Consider the following 22,482-nt stretch of genomic DNA (forward strand, 5'->3'; position numbering starts at 1 on the left):
AAAGGATATAGATTGAGTCAAATTAAGATATTACTTGTTGACGATCATGCTGTAGTTCGCATGGGCTTTAAGATGCTTATCGAAGCCGAAGATGATATTACAGTCATCGGTGAAGCTGAAAGTGGAGAAGGTGCTATTAAATTGTTTCAAGAATTGAAACCTGACATTATTGTTATGGATATCACAATGCCTGGTATCGGTGGAATAGAGGCTATTGATCGCATTATGGCGAAAGATAAAAATACCAAAATCCTTGTTTTATCAGCTCATGAAGACTCGGTACATCCTAAGCGAGTACTTAATGCAGGCGCGATGGGCTATTTAACAAAAAGAAGTGCTGCAGAAGAGTTGATCAAAGCAATTAAATCTATTCATCAAGGAAAGCGTTATCTAGAGCCTAGTATTGCCCAACAAATGGCCATTACTCAGCTATCAGGAGAAACAAATCCAATTGAAATTCTTTCAGACCGAGAATTTGAAGTCTTTATAGCATTAGCTAAAGGCAAAAGTACAAATGACATTGCAGATACGCTATGCCTCAGTCCGAGAACAGTTGGTACGCATTTATATAATATTAAGCAAAAGTTAAATGCAAATAATTCAGCAGAGATTGCTTTGATTGCTATTCGCTGCGGCTTAATTAATCCTTGATTTTAAGCTAATATTTGACGCGATAGCGCCACTTATAATAATCATAATTGCGCCCAATATATCCTCAACCCTCATCGTCTCGTTAAAATATAGAAGACTAATAATGCCTGAAAAAACAATTGCTAGATAAGATAGGGTGGCTATAACAAGAGGCTTGCCAAGCCTATATGCGCGTGTCATTGCAATTTGAGCTATGGTGGCTGACAAGCCAAGTGGAATCAGTATCCACATATCGTTCCATACCAACTTTTGATAATCGGTAAAGCTAATCCACAATCCTGCGCCTATTGAAGATATAAGTGTGAAGTAAAAGACAGTTCGCCAATCAGGCTCATTAAGTTTGCTGAGTTGTATGACGTGAATGTAAGCCAAAGCTGCACCAATACCCGAAACTAATCCAATTAAACCTGCAAACCAACTTTGCCATTCGCCGTGTGGATCAAGAATTAATAAAGCGCCAAAAAAGCCCACAATTGTGCATAGTAAAATAGATTTTTTTATTTTTTGATGTGAGATGAAAGGCAAGAAAAATCCAAGAAATATAGGTGAGGTGTAATTGAGGGTCATGGCAGAACCTAAATTGAGATTTGCGATAGCATAAAAGAAAAAAGCTAAAGACAAAAAGCCCACAACACCGCGATCAATCTGTTTTCTAAGGTGTGGTGTTTTAATCTCTTTTTGACTTATAACAATGTAAATAAAAAGAAATAATAAGCTTATAAATGAACGGTAAAACACTAGTTCAACACTAGAAAAACGTGAAGCACCAAGTTTTACAAATGATCCCATAAGGGAAAAAAAGAAGGTCGCTACGATGATCCATAGCATGCCTTTTTTTTGATCTGTCATAAGTGGGAAGACATTTCTGTTTGATACCATTGATGAAAATGTTTTAAACCATCTTCCAATGGCTCGTGATAAGGGCCCATATCTTCTTGTTTGTTTTTGAAAAGTGAACGCCGTCCTTCATGCATCTTTTCACAAATAATTTTATCTTCAAGAGCAGTTTCGTTATAGGCGGCTTGTTGCGCAGCAATATAGTCTTGATCAAAAAGAATGGTTTCTTCTGGGTAATAAAACTCAATAATATTTCTGCAATGATTAACGTCATCGGGAATGAGGTGGGAAACGACGATAACATTTGGATACCATTCGATCATAAAGAAAGGATAGATTGTCAGCCAAATTGCACCAAATTGTGGTTTTGAATGGCCGCTTTGTTCATTAATTTTGGATTTCCAAAGATCATAGACTTCAGAGCTTTGTGATTGATTTTTTTCCCTAAAAGGCACTTTTTGAATAGATGAAAATGCTTTAAATTCCCATGATAAATCATCACAATCCACGATGTTATTAAGACCGGGGTGAAATGCCCAAACATGATAGTCCTCGAGATAAACCTCAATAAATGTTTTCCAATTAAAATCGTAATGATCAATTTTGACGCTATGTAGTTTGTAATCATCAAAATTTAATAATTGATTTAATTGTTTAAACTCCATTGCATCTTTGATATTTATCGATGACTGTTTATGTGTTTGTTTAAAAATGAGGTTATGGATTTCTTCTACTGGAAATGACTCCAAATTTAAACATGGATTTTCCTTAAAGTAGGGCGCACCTTCTAATGTGCCATCAAGACTGTAAGTCCAGCGATGAAGCGGACAGACAATATGGGAAGCCGAGCCTTGATTTTCGAGCATCAGTGCTTGCCTATGACGACAGACGTTACTTAATACGTTAATTTTTCCGTTGTTATTTACAAGAACTGCTGATTTATTAAGCGCTTCTAAAACATGGTAATTACCCTGCTGAGGCGCCATTAGGCGATGCCCTAAATATTTTGGATATTTATCGAAAATTGCTTTTTTTTCTATCTCAAAAATAGAAGGATCAATATAGCTATGAACAGGTAATTGACTAAAAATCTTAGCTTGGGAATCATCCGTCTTGAGTGTCAACATACGAGATTATTAAGTATTAGGAAATGATTTTTAAAAACTAGGGCAATTTTGCCTTAAATCGGTTTTTTTGCAAACTTAATTCGCCTTTTAACCGCGCTATCTTGCTTAAATCGGGTATTTAAGCTACTCTCATCCTTTAAATATTTATGTATTTTTTTGGAGGAGTTTATAGATGAAAAATCCACTGGATTCAATTTTAGGAGCAATCATTTCAGGCTTGGTTCTAACCCTAGTACTTTACGTTTTTCTTAAAAACTTTATTTTGTAGGAGCTTAAATAATGGAATATATACCTGGACTTGCTCGATGGCTCCACGCTGTGGCTGGAATTGCATGGATCGGTTTACTTTACTACTTTAACTTAGTGCAAATTCCTGCATTAAAAGATGCTGCCGCAGATGGTTCAGCGGGCGGCATTACAAAGCATGTTGCACCGCGAGCTCTTTTATGGTTTAGATGGGCTGCTGTAGCAACTTGGTTAGCAGGCGCTGCAATCCTGCAAGAGAACTTCATTTACGCATTTACCTTACAAACCGGTTACGAAGGTATCGGTATCGGCTCTTGGTTAGGCACGATCATGTTATTTAATGTATGGGTTTTAATTTGGCCAAACCAACAAAAGATTTTAGGTATGGTTCAAGCTTCGGATGATGAAAAAGTTAAAGCACGCAGAGTAGCTTTTCTAGCATCAAGAACCAACTTAACGCTTTCTCTCCCCATGCTCTTCTTTATGTCAAACGGATGGAGTCATCGCGCACTAATTGGTCTTTAATTTAATTTAAGCTGAAATAAACGGAGGCTTAAGCCTCCGTTTGTGTTTATAAGTACGGAAAATTGTATGTTAAAAATGATGGATACTTACGCTAGACAACCCGTAACCTTTGAAAAAGGGGAAGGTGTGTGGCTTTGGGCTAAAGATGGTAAAAAGTATTTGGATGCTTTATCCGGCGTAGCAGTTAACGGACTCGGACATGCACATCCTAAATTAGTGAAAGCCATTCATGAGCAAGTATCAAAACTTATTCATGTATCTAATGTTTATCATATAGCTGAACAAGAAAAATTAGCTGAAAAGCTCACAGCTATTTCTCATATGGATAATGTATTTTTCTGCAATTCAGGATGTGAAGCAAACGAAGCTTCTATCAAATTAGCAAGACTTTATGGACATCAAAATGGCATTGAAACACCAGAAATTATTGTAATGGAAAAAGCATTTCATGGGCGTACGATGGCTACGTTATCAGCTACTGGTAATCGTAAATCACAAGCTGGGTTCGAACCTCTTGTGGGTGGGTTTATTCGAGCAGCCTACGATGACCTAGAAGCTGTTCAGCAAATTGCCTCAAGAAAAAATAATGTGATTGCTATTCTTGTAGAGCCCATTCAAGGCGAAGGTGGTATCAATATCCCAAGTAACATTCAAAACTATCTTAAAGGCTTAAGAGAGATTTGTGATCAACATAATTGGCTTTTAATGTTAGATGAAGTGCAATGTGGTATTGGTAGAACAGGAAAATGGTTTGCACATCAACATACTTCGATTAAGCCTGATGTCATGACGCTCGCAAAAGGCCTTGGTTCTGGTGTGCCTATAGGCGCTTGCTTAGCTAGAGGTAAGGCAAGTCATGTATTTACGCCAGGTAAGCATGGATCTACATTTGGCGGCAATCCATTAGCAACTGCAGCAGGCTTCGCAACATTGAATATTATTGAAGAGGAAAAGCTTTGTAACCATGCATCAAAAATGGGCGCACTAATTAATGAAGAATTTACTAAGCAATTAAAAGATTGCCTTCAGGTTAAGGGGGTGCGTAATTTAGGGCTCATGGTGGGCATTGAACTTGATCAGCCTTGTGGAGATTTAACTAAATTAGCATTAGAAGAGGGCCTTCTGATAAATGTCACCGCAGAGAAAGTGATTCGTCTTTTACCAGCACTCATCATAAATGAAGCTGAAGCAAGAGAATTGACTGTGAGACTATCCAAAGTAATCAAAGCCTTTTTAGCAAAGTAACGTTCTAAGTAGAATTGATTTTATGAAAACAAAACATTTTTTAAGATTTAATGATCTCAAGCGAGACGAGTTTGAATATATTTTCGCGAGAGCAAGTTGGATCAAAAAACAATTTAAAGAATACGAACAGTATTGGCCTCTGGTCGACAGAACTTTGGTAATGATTTTTGAAAAGGCGAGCACTCGTACGCGATTATCTTTTGAAGCGGGCATTCAACAGTTAGGCGGCTCCGCAATTTATTTAAATACGAGAGACTCTCAATTGGGTAGAGGTGAGCCTGTAGAAGATGCAGGACAGGTTATTTCTCGTATGTGTGACCTTGTGATGATTAGAACATTTGAGCAAGATATCATTGATCGATTTGCACAAAACTCGAGAGTGCCTGTGATTAATGGATTGACGAATGAATATCATCCTTGCCAAATTCTTGCAGATATTTTTACCTATATTGAACATAGAGGTACTATTCAAGGTAAAACAGTTGCATGGATTGGTGACTCAAATAATGTTTGTAATACATGGCTCCAGGCGGCTGAGGTATTAGACTTTAATGTGCATGTTTCAACACCTAAAGGTTATGAGGTTGAAGTTGAGCGAGCAGGCTTGTACGGCGATAAACATTTTGAAGAATTTGAAGATCCTATGGATGCAGCGAAAGATGCTGAGATTGTAACAACTGACGTATGGACAAGTATGGGTTTTGAATCTGAAAACGAAGAACGTTTAAAAGATTTTGCAGACTGGCAAGTGGATCAGGAGATGATGTCAGTGGCATCCTCGAATGCTTTGTTTATGCATTGTCTTCCAGCACATCGAGGCGAGGAAGTGACTGCAGAAGTAATTGACGGCGCTCAAAGCGTTGTATGGGACGAGGCTGAGAATCGTCTTCATGTTCAAAAAGCATTGATGGAATACCTATTAGTAGGAAAAATGAAAAATGAGTGATATTAAAAAAGTTGTTTTAGCTTACTCTGGTGGATTAGACACGTCAGTTATTTTGAAGTGGCTACAAGAAACCTATCAGTGCGAAGTGGTGACTTTTACAGCCGATTTAGGGCAGGGTGATGAACTAGAGCCTGCAAAAGAAAAAGCTAAAGCTGCAGGTGTTAAAGAAATTTTTATTGAAGATTTGAAAGAAGAATTTGTTCGAGATTTTGTATTTCCAATGTTTAGAGCAAATACGATTTATGAAGGCGAATATTTACTTGGCACCTCTATTGCGAGACCGCTTATTGCTAAACGTTTAATTGAGCTTGCTAGAAAAACGAATGCAGACGCTATTTCTCATGGCGCAACAGGTAAAGGTAATGATCAAGTTCGCTTCGAATTAGGAGCGTACGCACTTAATCCTGATATTAAGATTATTGCGCCATGGCGTGAGTGGAATTTGCTTAGTCGAGAAAAGTTACTTCAGTACGCAGAGAAAAATAATATTCCAGTTGAGATGAAGCATAAGAATGGTGGCAGCCCATACAGTATGGATGCCAATTTATTACATATTTCTTATGAAGGACGTCATTTAGAAAATCCTGGTGCTGAACCTGAAGAGGATATGTGGCGTTGGACTGTAAGTCCTGAAAAGGCTCCAAATGAGTCTGAAACTATTGAGATTCAATTTAATAAAGGTGATCCAGTTAGTATTAATGGCAAAACCATGAAAGCACATGAACTATTAGCGACTCTTAATCAGATAGGCGGTAAGCACGGTATAGGTAGATTAGATCTTGTGGAGAATCGATATGTAGGTATGAAATCTCGAGGCTGTTATGAAACACCCGGGGGCAGTATTTTACTAAAAGCGCATCGAGCCATTGAATCTATAACACTAGATCGTGAAGTGGCACATCTTAAAGATGACTTGATGCCAAGATTTGCTTCTTTAATTTATAACGGCTACTGGTGGAGTCCTGAGAGGCTTGCATTACAAACACTTATGGACCACACGCAAAATAATGTAAATGGCTGGGTGAGATTGAAGCTTTATAAAGGCAATGTCAGTGTGATTGGTAGGGATAGCGCAACAGACTCTCTTTTTGATACCTCTATTGCAACATTTGAAGATGATGGAGGCGCATATGATCAAAAAGATGCAGCAGGTTTTATTAAACTCAATGCTTTAAGAATGAGAATCGCAGCAAAAATTAAAAAATAAGGTGAATTTAAATGGCTCAATTTGATAATGTAAGTGTAAAGAAAAAAGCAAATATTTATTTTGATGGTAAATGTGTAAGCCATACCATTCTTCTTCCAAATGGAACAAGAAGTACGGTTGGCGTAATTTTTCCAAGCACATTAACTTTTAATACACAGGCGGCTGAGGTGATGGAAATTCTCGCTGGGCACTGCCGCGTAAAATTACAGGGCGCTTCTGATTGGAATGAGTATAAAGAAGATCAAAAATTTTCTGTACCCGCAAATTCATCATTTGAAATTGAAACATCAGATACGCTTCACTATGTTTGTCATTTCGAATAAATTTATTAAGTAAGGAGATTCTGTATGCCATCTTTTGATGTTTCATCTGAAGTAAATATGGCTAATTTAACTAACTCTATAGATGTTGCCTCTCGAACGATTATTAATCGATACGATTTTAAGGGCACAACGGCAAAAGTCGAATTTTCAGAGAAAGAATTAACCATTACTCTTTACGGGGATTCAGATTTTCAATTGGGTCAAATTAAAGATATTTTGCTCCCTGCTATGGAAAAAAAAGAGGCTGATAGCTCAAAAAGAATAGAACCTCAAGAGATTCAAACTGTATCTGGAAACAAAGTAAAACAGTTGCTTAAATTAAAATCAGGTATCGATACTGAGCTTGCAAAAAAAATTGTCAAATTGCTCAAAGACAGCGGGCTAAAAGTTCAGTCTGCTATTCAAGGTGAAAGCGTTCGCGTTTCTGGTGCCAAAAGAGATAACTTACAAGATGCTATTGCATTCATTAAAAAAAGCATTTCAGACTTTCCCCTTGAATTTGGAAATTTTAGGGATTAGTAAGACGCATGCAAGCAAAAACACTTTATGAAAAATTATTTGAGAGCCATATTGTTAGAGAAGATGCTGGCACTTATCTCATTTACATTGATCGCCATCTTGTTCATGAAGTTACAAGTCCGCAAGCTTTCGAAGGTTTAAGAATTAATCATAGGCCTGTATGGAGAAATAAATCAGTTCTCGCAGTCCCTGACCATAATGTTCCAACAACAGATCGCTCACTTGGAATTTCTGATCCTATTTCCAAGACACAGATCGAAACACTCGATGAGAATTGTAAACATTTTGGTTTAACACAATTTCCTATGAATGATAGTCGTCAAGGTATTGTTCACGTCATTGGACCGGAGCAAGGAAGCACATTGCCTGGTATGACAATAGTTTGTGGCGACTCTCATACAAGCACACACGGCGCATTTGGCGCTCTTGCTATGGGTATTGGTACTTCTGAAGTTGAGCATGTTTTAGCAACTCAATGTTTGATCCTGAAAAAATTTAAAACAATGGAAGTGCGGGTAGAGGGAAAATTAAACAAAGGCATTACTTCAAAAGATATTGCTTTGGCCTTAATTGGAAAAATTGGAACAGCAGGTGGTACAGGTTATGCGATTGAGTTTACTGGTGAATCTATTCGCACTCTTTCTATGGAAAGTAGAATGACGATCTGTAATATGGCAATTGAAGCAGGCGCAAGAGCAGGTATAGTTGCAGTTGATGAAGTCACGCTATCCTACATTGAAAATAGACCTTTCTCACCTAAAGGTGAAGCGTTTGAAAAAGCAAAAGTCTATTGGAAAACATTACATAGTGATAAAGATGCAAAATTCGATAAAATAATCACGCTTAATGGAAATGAAATTCTCCCTCAAGTGACTTGGGGAACTTCACCTGAAATGGTTGTTGGTATAGATGGTATGACGCCTGATCCCAAAAAAGAAAATGATTTGTCGAAAAGAAAGAGTATTGAAGACGCTCTAATCTATATGGGGCTTGAGCCCAATCTTCCTATAAATCAAATTAGTATCGATAAAATTTTTATTGGGTCTTGTACTAATTCGCGTATTGAAGATCTGCGAGAAGCGGCAAGTGTACTTAAGGGCAAAAAAATCGCCAAAAATATTAAGTTAGCACTTGTAGTTCCTGGATCAGGTCTTGTCAAACTTCAAGCTGAAAAAGAAGGTCTAGACAAAATTTTCATAGACGCAGGATTTGAGTGGAGAGAGCCTGGTTGCTCAATGTGTTTAGCTATGAATGCTGATCGTTTAGACCCAGGAGAGCGTTGCGCATCAACTTCAAATAGAAATTTTGAAGGTCGACAAGGCCAAGGTGGTAGAACACATCTTGTAAGTCCCTCAATGGCAGCAGCTGCAAGCGTTCATGGTCATTTTGTAGATATAAGAGCTTTAAATTAATTTATGAAACCATTTGTAACTCATACAGGTATTTTGGCTCCGCTTGATCGTGCAAATGTAGATACGGATGCAATTATTCCAAAACAATTTTTGAAGTCCATCAAGAAGACAGGTTTTGGAGCTCACCTCTTTGATGAATGGAGATATCTCGATCACGGTGAGCCGGGTATGGATTTAACTCAAAGAGTAAAAAATCCTGATTTTGTTCTCAATCAAGATCGATACGAAAAGGCAACCATTTTGATCGCGCGTGAGAATTTTGGTTGTGGCTCAAGTCGTGAGCATGCGCCATGGGCAATCGAAGACTACGGCTTTAGAGTAATCTTGGCGACTAGTTTTGCTGATATTTTTTTTAGTAATTGTTTTAAAAATGGTTTACTGCCTGTCGTTTTGTCTGGTGAGATAATCGATCGCTTATTTAAATCTACCTATGCAAATGAGGGTTATGCCCTGACAATTGATTTAGAAAATCAATCCATTGTTCTTCCTTCGAATGAAAAAATAAGTTTTCAGATGGATGCATTTAGAAAGCATTGCTTAATGAATGGATTAGATGATATTGGATTAACAATGCAGCATAGCGAAAGCATTAAAGCGTTTGAAATGACTTACTACCAAAAAAATTCATGGCTACTTTAAATTAGAAAGACTTTCTAAATAAAATGAAAATTGCAATATTACCTGGCGATGGAATCGGCCCTGAAATTATAAAACAAGCGGTTGATGTTTTAAGAGCGCTTAATGTAGGTGCAGAATTAATAGAGGCTCAAATTGGCGGTGCTGGTTACGAAAAATTTGGCGATCCGCTCCCAGATTCAACACTTGATCTAGCCATTAAATCTGATGCAGTTCTTCTTGGTGCTGTAGGCGATTGGAAATATGACGCGCTTCCAAGAGAAAAGAGGCCTGAGCGTGGATTGCTTCGTATTAGAAAAGAACTTAATCTATTTGCTAATTTAAGACCTGCAACTTTATATCCCGAACTGGCTGGAGCCTCTTCGCTTAAACCTGAAATCGTATCTAATCTCGATATTATGATTGTGAGAGAACTTACGGGTGATATTTATTTTGGCCAGCCTCGAGGTATTCATGAGAATGAAAATGGTGAGCGTGAAGGTATCAATACAATGCGATATTCAGAATCTGAAATTAAACGCATTGCTCATGTCGCATTTCAGATCGCAATGAAGCGATCAAAAAAATTATGTTCTGTAGATAAGGCCAATGTTTTAGAAACAACCGAGTTGTGGCGTCAAGTTATGATGGACATTTCAAAAGAATATCCCGAGGTTGAATTGACTCATATGTATGTCGATAATGCTGCGATGCAATTGATAAAAAATCCAAAGCAATTCGATGTATTGGTTACAGGAAATATTTTTGGAGATATTTTATCTGATGAAGCCTCAATGTTAACTGGCTCTATCGGCATGCTTCCATCCGCATCTCTCGATAGTAATAATAAAGGCATGTATGAGCCTAGTCATGGGTCAGCGCCTGATATTGCAGGAAAAAATATTGCAAATCCGCTTGCTACAATTTTATCTTTAGCCATGATGTTTAGATATACATTTAATGATGAAAAAAATGCGAATAAAATAGAATCGGCTGTTAAAAAAGCATTAAGCCAAGGTTTCCGAACAGTAGACATTTATTCTGTCGGGGATAAAAAAGTAAGCTGTAGTGAAATGGGTGAAGCAGTGATTGCTTCGCTTAACTAATTAAAGAACGGGAAATCTAATGAATCGAGTTGGTTTTGTCGGTTGGAGAGGTATGGTGGGTTCAGTTCTCATGCAAAGAATGCAAGAGGAACATGATTTTAAAGAATTTGACTCAACTTTCTTTTCTACTTCTCAAACAGGAGACGCAGCGCCATCTTTTTCTGGAAGTCAAAGCACATTAAAAGATGCGCATGATATTAAAGAGCTTGCTGCAATGAATATTATTCTTTCATGCCAGGGGGGAGATTACACATCTGATATTTACCCCAAATTGAGAGATTCAGGATGGCAGGGTCATTGGATTGATGCAGCCTCTTCATTAAGAATGGAAAAAGATGCAGTAATCATTCTAGATCCACTGAATAGCGATCTCATTCAAGAGGCGTATAAAAAAGGTAACAAAAATTGGATTGGCGGAAACTGTACTGTATCACTTATGCTTTTAGCGCTTGATGGCTTGTTCAAGAAAGATCTTATTGAGTGGATTTCTTCAATGACCTATCAGGCAGCAAGCGGGGCTGGGGCTCAGAATATGAGAGAGCTGATTTCTCAAATGGGAAATGTTTACAATCATGCAAAAGATTTAATCGATGAACCTAAGGCATCCATCTTAGATATCGATCGAAATGTTTCGTCTACACTTAAATCTCAAGATTTTCCAATTGATAACTTTGGCGTCCCTTTAGCTGGAAGTTTAATTCCTTGGATTGATAAGGATTTAAATAACGGTCAAAGCAAAGAAGAATGGAAAGGCTCCGCTGAAACTAACAAAATTCTTGGAAGAGAAAATAATCCAATCGTCATTGAAGGATTATGTGTACGTATTGGAGCAATGCGTTGTCATAGCCAAGCCTTAACGATTAAATTAAAAAAGAATATTTCCTTAGAAGAAATTAATCAAACCATAAGCAGCGCTAATCAATGGGTTAAGTTAATTCCGAATGAGAGAGAAGCTTCAATGAAAGAGTTAAGTCCTGCCGCAGTCACAGGCAAGCTTTCTATTACTATTGGTAGAATTAGAAAGCTCAATATGGGGCCTGAATACATTTCAGCTTTCACAGTGGGTGATCAATTGTTATGGGGGGCTGCAGAGCCGCTTAGACGTATTTTAAGAATACTTATCAAATCTATTTAAAAGAAATTTATGAGCCAAAAAATTAAAAAAGTATTTTTATTGTGTATCCTTTTAGGCCCGCTTATTGCTAATGCACTTCAGCTGGGTAAAATCGTTGTGACATCATCTCAAGGACAGCCTCTTAATGCTGAGATTGAAATGATGTTAACACCAGGCGAAGATTTATCAAAACTTAAGACGTCGCTGGCGTCAAAAGAGAATTACGAGTCGCAAGGTATAGAACGCCTTGCTATTCATAATAATATTTCTGTTGAACTGCAAAAAAATGAAAAAGGGCTTACCGTCTTAAAACTGAAAAGTTCTCAGCCTGTTCCGGATCCTTTTTTAGATTTGCTCATTCAAGTCGACTCAGCTAAAGGAAGAAATTACCGTGAATATACGGTACTTCTTGATCCACCAGAAACCCCGATTATTCAACAAGAAAAAATTGTTGCTGTCGATAAAACAGAACCTTTGCCCATTAATGAGAAAAAAGAAGTAAAGGAAAGTACAGATAAAGATAAGACTACTTTCGAAAAAGAAATTAAAAATAATCTTAAAATGCTAGAGAAAAATAAGCCTGCTGATCTATCCTCAAAATCAATTACTGTTAAACCTGCAGATACTATCTATAAAATTGCCAGAGAAAATAAGATACCTGGTATTACTACGGAACAAATGGTAGTTGGTATTTTTAATCTTAATGAGCTTGCTTTCACAAATAAGAACATTAACGGTTTGGAAGTCGGACAGAAGATCGCTCTGCCAACACAAGATGATTTTATGGATTTAACTCATGCAAAAGCGATGGCTGAAATTAAAATTCAGTCTACACAGTGGAATAAATATAGTACGAAAACTGCTGAAGCTGTTGCAAATAGCCCTAAAGTGAGCTCACCGACGTCTGACGTGCCTCTAACTCCTGCAACCGTTGTTCAGAATCCTCCAGTTTCACCAGCTCCACGAATTAAATTGACCGGTGATACATTACCTAATAATAAAAATAGCAGAGAAATTATTCAAAAAGAAATTAATCAGAATAATGATGATAAGACAGCCTTAGAAAAAAATATTAAAGTTGCTGAACAAAAAATTGCACTTCTAGAAAAAGAGCTTGCTGATGCAAAAAAAATATTAACTGTATCTAATCAGGCTTTATTTGACCTTCAAGAAAAAGCAAAGCAAGTCAATCAAACTAAAGATTTAACTTCTAAAGTGCCTGTAGTTGAATCTAAGCCTGAGCTTACTTCTCTCATCGGCCAAGGAAATGAAGTTGATGTTAATAAAAATGATACAACCTCTCCTGCAGATACATCTTTTAAATCTTCTATTTCCGATAGCCCTATTGAGGAAAAAGCTAATGCTCAGTTGGCATCTGACAAGGAGGCCTCTAGTGTGTCATCGTCTATTGGACTATTTATCTTCTTAGGCGTTCTTTTTGCTATCTTAATTATGCTTTTTGTCATCAAAACCAAAAGGCAGAAAGAACAAAAAGAACTTATTGAGTCAATAAGTACTGACAAAGAAAAGCTTTATTCAGAAGTTCATAGTTCCGAAGCTTCTCCGACCATAGAAGAGGATACTATAAAAGATATTAATTTGTCAGATACTACAATCAATTTATCGGATAAGGATCAGAAGCCGACTCATTTTGACTAGGCTATTGAACGATTAAACTATCGTGCATCCATTAGTTAAATTGGTAGGTATTTTATGTGCTTTATTGCTAATCAATAAATATAATTTTTATTTTAATCTTCTTTTATTTTTCTTTATTGTAGCTATTTCTTTTTTTATAAAATTTTCAATACCTAAACTTATTTTTAGGTTAAAATTTTTTCTTATCATCACCTTCTTTCTCTATGTTTTTAATACGCCAGGTGAGTATATATTCCTTTGGCCCTACCTATCACCATCCTACGAAGGACTTTTTTTAGGCTCAACTCAAATTATGCGGCTTATTAATTCAGTTGCCATCATTACGATTATGATTTCATTGATGAGCTATCAAACTTTAATTGAAACTTTTTATTTAATCTTTAAGCCATTAAAACGATTTGGAATTGATGCAAAACGTTTTGCTGTTCGCCTTTATTTAACGATGGAATATGTGAAGACTTTCCAATCAACACGTAAACTTCGCTTTAATCTTAATGATTTGTCTTCAATGCTCTTATATTCAAATAATAAGAATCTTATGAATCTTTCTTACATTCAAATTAACGAAGAGAGAGTTAACAGCTCATCTGTACTTTTAATTGCTTTAATTGTTTCAATTACTTTTTTTTTAATTTTCTGCTTATAAGCTGCCATGAAAATCGCATTGTGTATTGAATATAATGGATCTAATTACTCTGGTTGGCAGAAACAAAATGATGTGGACTCTATCCAAGGCGAAATTGAAAAAGCACTTGAAAGTATTGCGCTAGAAAAATTGGATACTTACGCTTCAGGCCGAACAGATGCTGGTGTTCATGCACTCGTTCAAATGGTTCATTTCGAAACTAAAATTCAAAGACCTATCACCGCTTGGGTAAGGGGCGTTAATGCCTTCTTACCATTATCTATTCGAGTGTTATGGGCACAAGAAGTGGATGATTCTTTTCATGCGAGATATTCAGCCTCACAACGTCATTATGAGTATTTAATTTATAACGCTTCTTTCTCTTCTGCTTTATGGGCTAATAAGGTAGGATGGATTCATGATGAGCTTGATTTCAAAAGGATGAAAGAAGCTATTCAGTATTTTGAAGGTGAGCATGATTTTAGTGCGTTTCGATCCTCTGAGTGCCAAGCTAAAAGTCCAGTGAGAACAATGTCTCGAATATCTCTTACAAACTACCATCCCTTTTATCTCTTTAAGTTTTCAGCGAATGGCTTTCTTCACCACCAAATTAGAAACATGATGGGAGCTATTTTGTATATTGGCAAAGGAAATTACCCAAGCAACTATATTGAAGAATTGTTGTTATCAAAAGACAGAACAAAATCACCACCTACATTTTCACCGGATGGTCTTTATTTGTCTGGTGTGGATTATGACGCGCGCTACGCTTTTCCTTTTATGCGCCGAACTGTCAATATTTTTGACAATAATCATTTATGCCAAGATCGTTAATCCTTATAATGAATATCTTTCATTTTGAATTGATTTTACATTGAGAACACGTACTAAAATTTGTGGTATTACTCGCCTGGAGGATGCAAAAGCTTCTGTCCGTGCAGGATGTGATGCGCTTGGCTTCGTTTTTTATAAAGAAAGCCCGCGCTACATTGCTTTAGATGCTTCAAAGTCATTGTTAAGGAGTTACCTCCATTTGTGACTAAAACTGGCCTTTTTGTAAATGCTGACCCTGCTGAAATAGAAGAAGCAATTCAATCTGGATTAGTGAATGTTTTACAGTTTCACGGCGATGAAACACCTGATTTTTGTAGACAATTCAATTTTCCCTATATCAAGGCAGTTGCAGTTTCGTCTTCAGTAGATTTGATACAATATGCCAAAGATTTTCACGATGCAGAGGCTTTATTGCTTGATGCTTATCATGAGCATCTTAAAGGTGGCACAGGGCAAACATTTGATTGGAATTTAATTCCCCAATCGCTCTCTAAACCAATTGTATTAGCGGGCGGTCTTACTGTGGATAATGTAAAAGAAGCTATAAAGAAAGTAAAACCTTATGCAGTTGATGTCAGTGGTGGGGTTGAAGAATCAAAAGGTATTAAAAATTCTCTTAAAATTCAAGCATTTATAAAGGAAACTCAAGATGCAGCCTTATGATATGCCAGATGAAAAAGGCCATTTTGGTCAATTTGGCGGTGTATTTGTCGCAGAAACTTTAATTGAGGCGCTTGATGAATTAAGAGCGACATATGAAAAGTATCGCCACGACCCTGATTTTCTTACTGAACTTCATCATGATTTAAAGCATTTTGTTGGTCGTCCGAGCCCCATTTACCATGCTAAAAGGTGGTCTGATCGAGTGGGCGGCGCTCAAATTTATTTAAAGCGTGAAGATTTAAATCATACAGGTGCTCATAAAGTCAACAACACTGTAGGCCAGGCTTTACTTGCGAAGCGAATGGGTAAGCCACGGATTATTGCTGAGACTGGGGCAGGGCAGCATGGAGTTGCAACAGCTACTATCTCAGCTCGCTTAGGTCTTGAGTGTGTGGTTTATATGGGATCAGAAGATGTTAAGAGGCAAGCGCCTAATGTATACCGCATGAAGCTTCTTGGTGCTACGGTTGTGCCGGTAGAAAGTGGATCAAAAACTTTAAAAGATGCGCTTAATGAAGCGATGCGAGATTGGGTCACTAACATCTCAACAACTTTTTATATCATTGGCACAGTAGCAGGGCCTCACCCTTATCCTATGATGGTCCGTGATTTTAATTCTGTTGTAGGTGTGGAATGTAAAATGCAAATGAATGAGATGCTTGGCCGACAACCAGATGCAGTAGTTGCATGTGTGGGTGGTGGTTCAAATGCGATGGGTATTTTTTATCCCTACATTGATTTGCGCGAAGTTCGATTGATCGGTGTCGAAGCTGCAGGGCTTGGCATCGAAACAGGCAAGCACGCAGCACCTTTAACAGCCAATAGCCCTATTGGTGTTTTGCATGGCAACAGAACCTATTTAATGCAAAATGAAGAAGGGCAAATTATTGAAACACATTCAATTTCAGCAGGTCTCGATTATCCCGGTGTTGGCCCTGAGCATGCTTGGTTAAAAGATATTAAGCGCGCCGAATATGTTGCTGTGACAGATACCGAAGCCTTAGATGCGTTTCATAGCCTATGCCTTACAGAGGGTATTATTCCAGCGCTTGAAACTAGCCACGCTCTGGCTTATGCAGAAAAGCTTGCTAAAACGATGAAGCCCGATCAAGTGATTCTTGTGAATTTATCTGGCCGAGGTGACAAGGACATTAACACTGTGGCTAAAATTTCAAATATCAATCTATAAAGCTTATATGTCGAGAATTACAAATACATTTAAAAAGCTTAAAGAAAAAAATAAAAAAGCTTTAATCCCTTATATTACAGCGGGCGACCCTCACCCTGATCTAACTCTATCTATGATGCATGCCCTGGTAGATTCGGGTGCTGACATGATTGAATTAGGTATTCCTTTTTCAGACCCAATGGCAGATGGTCCAACAATTCAAAGAGCAAGCGAAAGAGCTCTAGCGCATCATGTAGGTTTATCTCATGTATTTAAAATGGTTAAAGCTTTTAGAGAAAAGGATACTCAAACACCTATTATTTTAATGGGCTATGCTAATCCTATTGAAGCGGTTGGTGCAGAGGCTTTTGTGGAAAGAGCTAAAACTGCAGATGTGGATGGCATTATTACTGTAGATTATCCGCCCGAAGAGTGCATGCAATTTACAAAACTTCTTAAAGAAAAAAATATTGATAGTATTTTTTTACTATCTCCAACCTCCGAATTGAACAGAGTAAAATTAATTATCGAGCAAGCCTCTGGTTTTTTATATTATGTTTCATTGAAGGGCGTTACAGGAGCTGCCAATATTGATATTGAGCAAGTAAAATCCAAAGTGGGTATGATTCGGGAATTAACAGATCTTCCTATTGGTGTTGGCTTTGGAGTGAGAGATGCAGCAACAGCGAAAGAGGTTGCTAAAATTTCTGATGCGGTTGTTGTTGGTAGTCGTATGGTTCAGGAAATTGAGAATTCAAATCAAGAAAATTTAATTCAAAATATTTCGAAGTTAATGCAAGAATTAAGAGAAGCAGTTAACTAATGATTCAGATAAATCTATGAGCTGGCTAAAAGATGTTCTACCTCCAAAAATAAAACGTATTGTTGGAAGCGTATCTAAAAAAAATATTCCCGAAGGTTTGTGGTGCAAATGCCCCTCTTGCCAGGCTGTGCTTTATCGAACAGACCTTGAGCAAAATATGGAAGTTTGTCCAAAATGTTCCTTCCATAATCGAATTTCAGCACGTACACGCATAGATACTTTGTTAGATAAAGACAAAAGGAAAGAAATCGGTGCGTTAATTCAGCCTTTAGATTCTTTGAAGTTTAATGATACGCAAAGTTATGCTGATCGCATTAAGTCATCACAAAAAGACTTGAATGAAAAAGACGCTATAGTTGTGATGCAAGGTTTAATGGAGGGTAAGTCCGTTGTAGTAGCCGCTTTTGAATTTAAATTTATGGGTGGGTCTATGGGCTCAGTAGTGGGGGAAAAATTTGTGCGTGGTGTTCAAGCTGCGATTAAAGCTAAAGCAACATTCATATGTGTCTCTGCAAGTGGCGGCGCCAGGATGCAAGAAGGATTGCTATCACTTATGCAAATGGCAAAAACAAGTGCTGCTTTAACTAAGTTAAGTGAAGCTAAATTACCCTATTTTTCAGTTCTTACTGACCCAACTATGGGTGGTGTATCTGCTAGTTTTGCAATGCTCGGTGATGTAATTATTGCTGAACCTAAAGCATTGATTGGTTTTGCTGGTCCTCGTGTAATTGAACAAACTGTGAGAGAAAAGCTACCTGAAGGATTTCAGCGCTCTGAATTTCTTCTAACACATGGCGCTATTGATATGATTGCAGATCGCCGCGACATGAAGAAGAAGATTACTAATTTAATATCTAAATTATCTAAAAATTAATTTAACTCCCTCTAAGTCTTTGCATAACCACCCTATGAATCTTAACGATTGGATAGGGTATATCGAATCAATTCATCCATCCACGATTGACCTCACACTAGAGCGTATCAAAATTGTTATCGAGCGGTTAAATTTAGACGTTTCTTTCCCTATTCTTACTGTTGGTGGCACGAATGGCAAAGGCTCTACTTGCAGTATTCTAGAATCGATATATAAAGAAGCTGGTTATAAAGTCGCTTGCTATACCTCACCACATTTTTTACATTTTAATGAGCGCATTAAAATTCAAGCGGTTGCTGTTTCAGATGAGCTTATTTGTGAGGCATTTTCAAGAATTGAATCGGCGAGAGAAGGTGTAACACTTACTTACTTCGAATACGGGACAATTGCCGCTATGATTATTTTTTCAGAGGCCCATGTAGACGTAGCTATTCTAGAAGTAGGTTTAGGAGGCAGATTAGATGCTGTAAATGTTTTTGATGCTGATTGTGCCATTGTTACAACTGTTGATCTTGATCATATGGATTATTTAGGGCACACAAGAGAAGCTATTGGATTCGAGAAAGCTGGTATTTATCGTACTGAAAAGATTGCCATTTGTGGCGACTTCGATCCGCCGCAAACTTTAATAAAGCATGCTGAATTTATTCATGCTGATTTAAAAATTATAGGCAAAGATTTTGGTTATGAAGCCCATCATGATTCGTTTGATTTTTTAATTGATTCATCATTTGTAATAAACTTACCCTTGCCTAAATTACAAGGTGATTTTCAGTTAGCCAATGCAACAAATGCGCTTATGGCAGTTAAAGCTATGGAAGATAAATTGCCTTTAACTGAAATTTCAATTCAAAAGGGTATTGCATTGACTTTATTACCAGGCAGATTTCAGGAAGTCAAAAAAATGCCTTCTTTGATTTTGGATGTAGCTCACAACCCCCAGGCTGCAAGATCTTTAAGCCACAACCTCGAAACACATGTTGTGCCCGGTAAAACAATAGCAGTATTTTCGATACTTAAAGACAAAGATATTTCTGGTGTGATTAAGGTATTAAACCTCTGCATTGATGCGTGGTTTATTGCAGAAATTCAAAACGAGAGAGCAGCAAGTATTGAAACTATTTCTAATGCTATCCAAAAAATTAATCCATCTGCTCATATAGAGGCATTTAAGAATATACAGGAAGCTTATCAATTTGCGTCCAAGGAAGTCACGAGAAATGATAGAATAATTGTATTCGGTTCTTTCTTTACCGTTGCAGATATTATGAAAATTATTTCCTAAGCTATGAGCGAAGACAATTCAATACAACCGCAAGAAGACAAACTGATTAGTCAGGCTAAAAAAAGACTCCTTGGTGCAAGTATTATTTTATTTATTCTTCTTATTTCAGCTCCTTTTGTTTTAAAAAATCGTAATGAAGAAGGGCCTACCGAGCCTATTAAAATTTCAATGGAAAGCAGTCCTGAAATTGTCGACGTAAATGTTGAAAGTATTAAACTGCCAGAGATTAAACAAGAGATTCCAGAATCATCAGGCTCTCAAATTAAAAAAGAACCAGTAACGCTCTCTAGTAGCGGTATCTATATTCAATTTGGTATTTTTTCAGATAACGAAAAAATTAAAGCCCTTCAGCAAAAATTAAATCAACTTAACATCCAAACTAAAAGTGAAACGATCAAAGTTAATGGTGCTGATAAGATTAGGTTGATTACCGATGAATTTAAGACTGAAGCTTTAGCAAAAGAAACATTACTTAAAATGAAGAATGCAGGGATCTCTGGCATTATCAAGAAGACTAGTTAATGACTTTTGTTGATTATGGTTTCTTCATTACCATCATCATCTCTTCTCTTCTAGGTTGTTATCGTGGTTTTGTTCGCGAACTCCTTTCTATCATTGCTTGGTTTTTTGCTTTCTACTTAGCGCAATCTTTTTCTCCCGCACTAGCTTCAAATTTGCATTGGGTTGATACTGAATCAGTTCGTGACTTAATTGCTTATTTTCTTATCTTTATATCTGTTCTTGTTTCTTCTATGGGTGTGATTGCTATCTTGAACAAATTTATTAAATACACCGGACTAACACTCCCTAATATTTTATTTGGTGGTATGTTTGGACTTCTTCGCGCTCTCTTTATAGGGCTTGTCTGTCATTTTGTTATTCAGTCAACCTCATTTGAAAAGAATTCTGCTTGGCAGGATGCCCTGATTAAACCTTATTTCGAATCTTTTACAGCTATGGTGGATGTTTATTTGCCACTTGATATCCTTAAGCATGTAAAATATTCTCAACGAACATAATTTTAAGGCGCTGAAATGTGTGGAATCCTTGGAATAGTCGGTAAAAATCCTGTTAATCAGCTACTCTATGATGGCTTATTAGTCCTCCAGCATCGGGGTCAAGATGCTGCTGGTATTGTCACCTGTGACGGCAATACTTTTTTCATGCATAAAAATAATGGTCTTGTGAAAGATGTATTTCATACACGCCACATGCGAAATCTTATCGGTAATGCAGGTATTGCACATGTCCGTTATCCTACAGCAGGTTCCTCCTCAGCTGCAGAAGCCCAACCATTTTATGTAAATTCACCCTTTGGAATTGTCTTAGGTCATAACGGTAATTTAACGAACGCCGAAAAGCTTAAAGAAGATATTTTTAGACAAGACCTTCGCCATATCAATACCACATCAGATTCAGAAGTCTTACTTAATGTGTTGGCTCATGAAATTGAGCAATCAGCAAAGAGCACTTTACTTAATAGCGACGTTGTTTTCGATGCTGTCACTTCGGTTCATAAGCGATGCAAAGGAGCATATGCTGTAGTTTCAATGATTGCTAATTTTGGACTTCTTGCATTTAGAGACCCCCACGGTATTCGCCCACTTGTAATCGGTAAACATGAAACCCCACAAGGTGTTGAATACATGGTGGCATCTGAAAGTGTTGCAATTGATGTATTAGGATTTAAATTAGTAAGGGATGTAGAGCCGGGTGAAGCAGTCTTCATTGATATGAATGGTAATTTTTATTCTAAACAATGCGCTGAACCTAATCATCATCCGTGTATATTCGAGTACGTCTATCTTGCAAGACCTGACTCTGTAATCGATGGTATTTCAGTCTATCAAACACGACTTAATATGGGTAAGACATTAGCGCAAAAAATTAAAAAAGCATGGGCTCATTTAGATATCGATGTTGTAATCCCTATTCCTGATACGAGTAGGCCAAGTGCTTTACAGCTCGCACTCGAATTAGGTCTAGATTATCGTGAAGGTTTTATTAAAAATCGCTATATCGGTCGTACGTTTATCATGCCTGGTCAAGCATTAAGAGAAAAATCAGTACGACAAAAACTTAATCCTATCAAAATAGAATTCCAAGATAAGAATGTGCTTTTGGTAGATGATTCGATTGTTCGAGGCACAACATCAAAAGAGATTGTTCAGATGGCTAGAGAGGCGGGCGCTAAAAAAGTTTATTTAGTCTCAGCAGCGCCACCTGTAAGATTTCCTAATGTTTATGGTATTGATATGCCATCACGCAACGAATTACTAGCACCCAATAAAACAGACGAGGAAATTCGAGAAGAAATTGGTGCAGATGAATTAATTTATCAAGACCTTGACGCGCTTATTGAGAACATTGCATCGATTAATCCAAAACTTAAAAAATTTGATGCCTCTTGTTTTGATGGCAAATATATTACAGGCGATATTGATGAATATTATTTAAAAAACATCGAAACACTTCGTGCTGATTCTAATATGTCTGATAAGCCATCAAATGGCAGCATACAAATGGATTTAAATTTAATTAAAGATGAAGAAGCAGTTTAATGATAAGCATTTCTTGACGTATTTTTTTTATCGTGCATAATTTGAACTGCGCTGATTTGAGTGATAAAGTTATTTCTCAGCTTGCGGGCGCGTTAAAAATACAGCTAAAGCGAGGTC

24 protein-coding genes are annotated in these 22,482 nt (G+C 37.2%); 22 read left to right on the forward strand and 2 right to left on the reverse strand.

Going from position 1 to position 22,482, the window contains the following annotated elements:
* The first annotated feature begins 12 nt into the window (after positions 1-12).
* On the forward strand, positions 13-651 hold the full coding sequence (locus tag BN1208_RS03425) for a response regulator (protein ID WP_046487892.1): 639 nt from the start codon (positions 13-15) through the stop codon (positions 649-651).
* Here BN1208_RS03425 and BN1208_RS03430 read toward each other — a convergent pair.
* Together BN1208_RS03430 and BN1208_RS03435 are read right to left on the reverse strand one after the other, a co-directional pair.
* On the reverse strand, positions 637-1,500 hold the full coding sequence (locus BN1208_RS03430; protein WP_052734675.1) for a DMT family transporter: 864 nt from the start codon (positions 1,498-1,500) through the stop codon (positions 637-639). The genes BN1208_RS03425 and BN1208_RS03430 overlap by 15 nt on opposite strands.
* On the reverse strand, positions 1,497-2,615 hold the full coding sequence (locus tag BN1208_RS03435) for an aromatic ring-hydroxylating oxygenase subunit alpha (protein ID WP_046487894.1): 1,119 nt from the start codon (positions 2,613-2,615) through the stop codon (positions 1,497-1,499). Before BN1208_RS03435 ends, BN1208_RS03430 begins: the two co-directional genes overlap by 4 nt.
* Positions 2,616-2,894: 279 nt before the next feature.
* Here BN1208_RS03435 and BN1208_RS03440 point away from each other — a divergent pair, with 279 nt between their 5' ends.
* From BN1208_RS03440 to purF, 21 genes are all read left to right on the forward strand, one after another.
* Positions 2,895-3,386: a urate hydroxylase PuuD gene (locus BN1208_RS03440; protein ID WP_046487896.1), complete on the forward strand. Its 492-nt coding sequence runs from the start codon at positions 2,895-2,897 to the stop codon at positions 3,384-3,386.
* 66 nt (positions 3,387-3,452) lie between these two features.
* Positions 3,453-4,631: an aspartate aminotransferase family protein gene (locus BN1208_RS03445; RefSeq protein WP_046487898.1), complete on the forward strand. Its 1,179-nt coding sequence runs from the start codon at positions 3,453-3,455 to the stop codon at positions 4,629-4,631.
* Positions 4,632-4,653: 22 nt separating this feature from the next.
* Positions 4,654-5,577 carry an ornithine carbamoyltransferase gene (gene argF / locus BN1208_RS03450; RefSeq protein WP_046487900.1) on the forward strand — a complete coding sequence of 308 codons (924 nt, stop codon included), beginning with the start codon at positions 4,654-4,656 and terminating at the stop codon, positions 5,575-5,577.
* The gene (locus BN1208_RS03455) at positions 5,570-6,784 is read left to right on the forward strand and encodes an argininosuccinate synthase (RefSeq protein ID WP_046487902.1); all 1,215 of its coding nucleotides are present in this window, start codon (positions 5,570-5,572) and stop codon (positions 6,782-6,784) included. The genes argF and BN1208_RS03455 overlap by 8 nt, the downstream gene beginning before the upstream one ends.
* Positions 6,785-6,795: 11 nt before the next feature.
* Positions 6,796-7,107 carry a pyrimidine/purine nucleoside phosphorylase gene (gene ppnP, locus BN1208_RS03460; RefSeq protein WP_046487904.1) on the forward strand — a complete coding sequence of 104 codons (312 nt, stop codon included), beginning with the start codon at positions 6,796-6,798 and terminating at the stop codon, positions 7,105-7,107.
* A 24-nt stretch (positions 7,108-7,131) separates the two neighbouring features.
* The gene (locus BN1208_RS03465; RefSeq protein ID WP_046487906.1) at positions 7,132-7,626 is read left to right on the forward strand and encodes a YajQ family cyclic di-GMP-binding protein; all 495 of its coding nucleotides are present in this window, start codon (positions 7,132-7,134) and stop codon (positions 7,624-7,626) included.
* An 8-nt stretch (positions 7,627-7,634) separates the two neighbouring features.
* Positions 7,635-9,038 (forward strand): 3-isopropylmalate dehydratase large subunit, encoded by a 1,404-nt coding sequence (leuC, locus tag BN1208_RS03470; RefSeq protein WP_046487907.1) that lies wholly within the window; start codon positions 7,635-7,637, stop codon positions 9,036-9,038.
* 3 nt (positions 9,039-9,041) lie between these two features.
* Entirely contained in the window at positions 9,042-9,677 is a 636-nt protein-coding gene (gene leuD / locus BN1208_RS03475) for a 3-isopropylmalate dehydratase small subunit (protein ID WP_046487909.1), read from the forward strand.
* A gap of 23 nt (positions 9,678-9,700) precedes the next feature.
* Complete coding sequence (gene leuB, locus BN1208_RS03480) at positions 9,701-10,759, forward strand: 3-isopropylmalate dehydrogenase (RefSeq protein ID WP_046487911.1); 1,059 nt, start codon at positions 9,701-9,703, stop codon at positions 10,757-10,759.
* 19 nt (positions 10,760-10,778) lie between these two features.
* Positions 10,779-11,894: an aspartate-semialdehyde dehydrogenase gene (gene asd / locus BN1208_RS03485; protein ID WP_046487913.1), complete on the forward strand. Its 1,116-nt coding sequence runs from the start codon at positions 10,779-10,781 to the stop codon at positions 11,892-11,894.
* 9 nt (positions 11,895-11,903) lie between these two features.
* A complete protein-coding gene (locus BN1208_RS03490; protein ID WP_046487915.1) occupies positions 11,904-13,532 on the forward strand; it encodes a FimV/HubP family polar landmark protein in 1,629 nt (542 codons plus the stop codon).
* A gap of 292 nt (positions 13,533-13,824) precedes the next feature.
* Entirely contained in the window at positions 13,825-14,178 is a 354-nt protein-coding gene (locus BN1208_RS07290; RefSeq protein WP_140005241.1) for a hypothetical protein, read from the forward strand.
* Positions 14,179-14,184: 6 nt separating this feature from the next.
* Positions 14,185-14,991 (forward strand): tRNA pseudouridine(38-40) synthase TruA, encoded by an 807-nt coding sequence (truA, locus tag BN1208_RS03500; protein ID WP_046487918.1) that lies wholly within the window; start codon positions 14,185-14,187, stop codon positions 14,989-14,991.
* A 201-nt stretch (positions 14,992-15,192) separates the two neighbouring features.
* Positions 15,193-15,654 (forward strand): phosphoribosylanthranilate isomerase, encoded by a 462-nt coding sequence (locus BN1208_RS03505; protein ID WP_320408757.1) that lies wholly within the window; start codon positions 15,193-15,195, stop codon positions 15,652-15,654.
* Positions 15,641-16,843 carry a tryptophan synthase subunit beta gene (gene trpB / locus BN1208_RS03510; RefSeq protein WP_046487920.1) on the forward strand — a complete coding sequence of 401 codons (1,203 nt, stop codon included), beginning with the start codon at positions 15,641-15,643 and terminating at the stop codon, positions 16,841-16,843. Before BN1208_RS03505 ends, trpB begins: the two co-directional genes overlap by 14 nt.
* Before the next feature lie 7 nt (positions 16,844-16,850).
* Positions 16,851-17,645, forward strand: coding sequence for a tryptophan synthase subunit alpha (gene trpA, locus BN1208_RS03515; protein WP_046487922.1), 795 nt, complete (start codon positions 16,851-16,853; stop codon positions 17,643-17,645).
* Positions 17,646-17,661: 16 nt separating this feature from the next.
* Entirely contained in the window at positions 17,662-18,519 is an 858-nt protein-coding gene (accD, locus tag BN1208_RS03520; RefSeq protein WP_046487923.1) for an acetyl-CoA carboxylase, carboxyltransferase subunit beta, read from the forward strand.
* A 34-nt stretch (positions 18,520-18,553) separates the two neighbouring features.
* A complete protein-coding gene (folC, locus tag BN1208_RS03525; protein ID WP_046487926.1) occupies positions 18,554-19,804 on the forward strand; it encodes a bifunctional tetrahydrofolate synthase/dihydrofolate synthase in 1,251 nt (416 codons plus the stop codon).
* Positions 19,805-19,807: 3 nt separating this feature from the next.
* Positions 19,808-20,326 (forward strand): SPOR domain-containing protein, encoded by a 519-nt coding sequence (locus BN1208_RS03530; protein ID WP_046487927.1) that lies wholly within the window; start codon positions 19,808-19,810, stop codon positions 20,324-20,326.
* Complete coding sequence (locus BN1208_RS03535) at positions 20,326-20,823, forward strand: CvpA family protein (protein ID WP_046487929.1); 498 nt, start codon at positions 20,326-20,328, stop codon at positions 20,821-20,823. Before BN1208_RS03530 ends, BN1208_RS03535 begins: the two co-directional genes overlap by 1 nt.
* A 15-nt stretch (positions 20,824-20,838) precedes the next feature.
* Positions 20,839-22,365, forward strand: a complete 1,527-nt coding sequence (gene purF, locus BN1208_RS03540) for an amidophosphoribosyltransferase (RefSeq protein WP_046487931.1) — start codon at positions 20,839-20,841, stop codon at positions 22,363-22,365.
* Positions 22,366-22,482 lie beyond the last annotated feature (117 nt).

Origin of the sequence: Candidatus Methylopumilus planktonicus (genome assembly GCF_000981505.1) — a bacterium.
GTDB classification, from domain to species: Bacteria; Pseudomonadota; Gammaproteobacteria; order Burkholderiales; family Methylophilaceae; genus Methylopumilus; species Methylopumilus planktonicus.

Excerpts from the sequence above, each read along its gene's own strand:
- BN1208_RS03430 (WP_052734675.1), bottom strand. The coding sequence starts at position 1,500 with ATGACAGATCAAAAAAAAGGCATGCTATGGATCATCGTAGCGACCTTC.
- BN1208_RS03435 (WP_046487894.1), bottom strand. The coding sequence starts at position 2,615 with ATGTTGACACTCAAGACGGATGATTCCCAAGCTAAGATTTTTAGTCAA.
- BN1208_RS03440 (WP_046487896.1), top strand. The coding sequence starts at position 2,895 with ATGGAATATATACCTGGACTTGCTCGATGGCTCCACGCTGTGGCTGGA.
- BN1208_RS03445 (WP_046487898.1), top strand. The coding sequence starts at position 3,453 with ATGTTAAAAATGATGGATACTTACGCTAGACAACCCGTAACCTTTGAA.
- argF (WP_046487900.1), top strand. The coding sequence starts at position 4,654 with ATGAAAACAAAACATTTTTTAAGATTTAATGATCTCAAGCGAGACGAG.
- BN1208_RS03455 (WP_046487902.1), top strand. The coding sequence starts at position 5,570 with ATGAGTGATATTAAAAAAGTTGTTTTAGCTTACTCTGGTGGATTAGAC.
- ppnP (WP_046487904.1), top strand. The coding sequence starts at position 6,796 with ATGGCTCAATTTGATAATGTAAGTGTAAAGAAAAAAGCAAATATTTAT.
- BN1208_RS03465 (WP_046487906.1), top strand. The coding sequence starts at position 7,132 with ATGCCATCTTTTGATGTTTCATCTGAAGTAAATATGGCTAATTTAACT.
- leuC (WP_046487907.1), top strand. The coding sequence starts at position 7,635 with ATGCAAGCAAAAACACTTTATGAAAAATTATTTGAGAGCCATATTGTT.
- leuD (WP_046487909.1), top strand. The coding sequence starts at position 9,042 with ATGAAACCATTTGTAACTCATACAGGTATTTTGGCTCCGCTTGATCGT.
- leuB (WP_046487911.1), top strand. The coding sequence starts at position 9,701 with ATGAAAATTGCAATATTACCTGGCGATGGAATCGGCCCTGAAATTATA.
- asd (WP_046487913.1), top strand. The coding sequence starts at position 10,779 with ATGAATCGAGTTGGTTTTGTCGGTTGGAGAGGTATGGTGGGTTCAGTT.
- BN1208_RS03490 (WP_046487915.1), top strand. The coding sequence starts at position 11,904 with ATGAGCCAAAAAATTAAAAAAGTATTTTTATTGTGTATCCTTTTAGGC.
- BN1208_RS07290 (WP_140005241.1), top strand. The coding sequence starts at position 13,825 with ATGCGGCTTATTAATTCAGTTGCCATCATTACGATTATGATTTCATTG.
- truA (WP_046487918.1), top strand. The coding sequence starts at position 14,185 with ATGAAAATCGCATTGTGTATTGAATATAATGGATCTAATTACTCTGGT.
- trpB (WP_046487920.1), top strand. The coding sequence starts at position 15,641 with ATGCAGCCTTATGATATGCCAGATGAAAAAGGCCATTTTGGTCAATTT.
- trpA (WP_046487922.1), top strand. The coding sequence starts at position 16,851 with ATGTCGAGAATTACAAATACATTTAAAAAGCTTAAAGAAAAAAATAAA.
- accD (WP_046487923.1), top strand. The coding sequence starts at position 17,662 with ATGAGCTGGCTAAAAGATGTTCTACCTCCAAAAATAAAACGTATTGTT.
- folC (WP_046487926.1), top strand. The coding sequence starts at position 18,554 with ATGAATCTTAACGATTGGATAGGGTATATCGAATCAATTCATCCATCC.
- BN1208_RS03530 (WP_046487927.1), top strand. The coding sequence starts at position 19,808 with ATGAGCGAAGACAATTCAATACAACCGCAAGAAGACAAACTGATTAGT.
- BN1208_RS03535 (WP_046487929.1), top strand. The coding sequence starts at position 20,326 with ATGACTTTTGTTGATTATGGTTTCTTCATTACCATCATCATCTCTTCT.
- purF (WP_046487931.1), top strand. The coding sequence starts at position 20,839 with ATGTGTGGAATCCTTGGAATAGTCGGTAAAAATCCTGTTAATCAGCTA.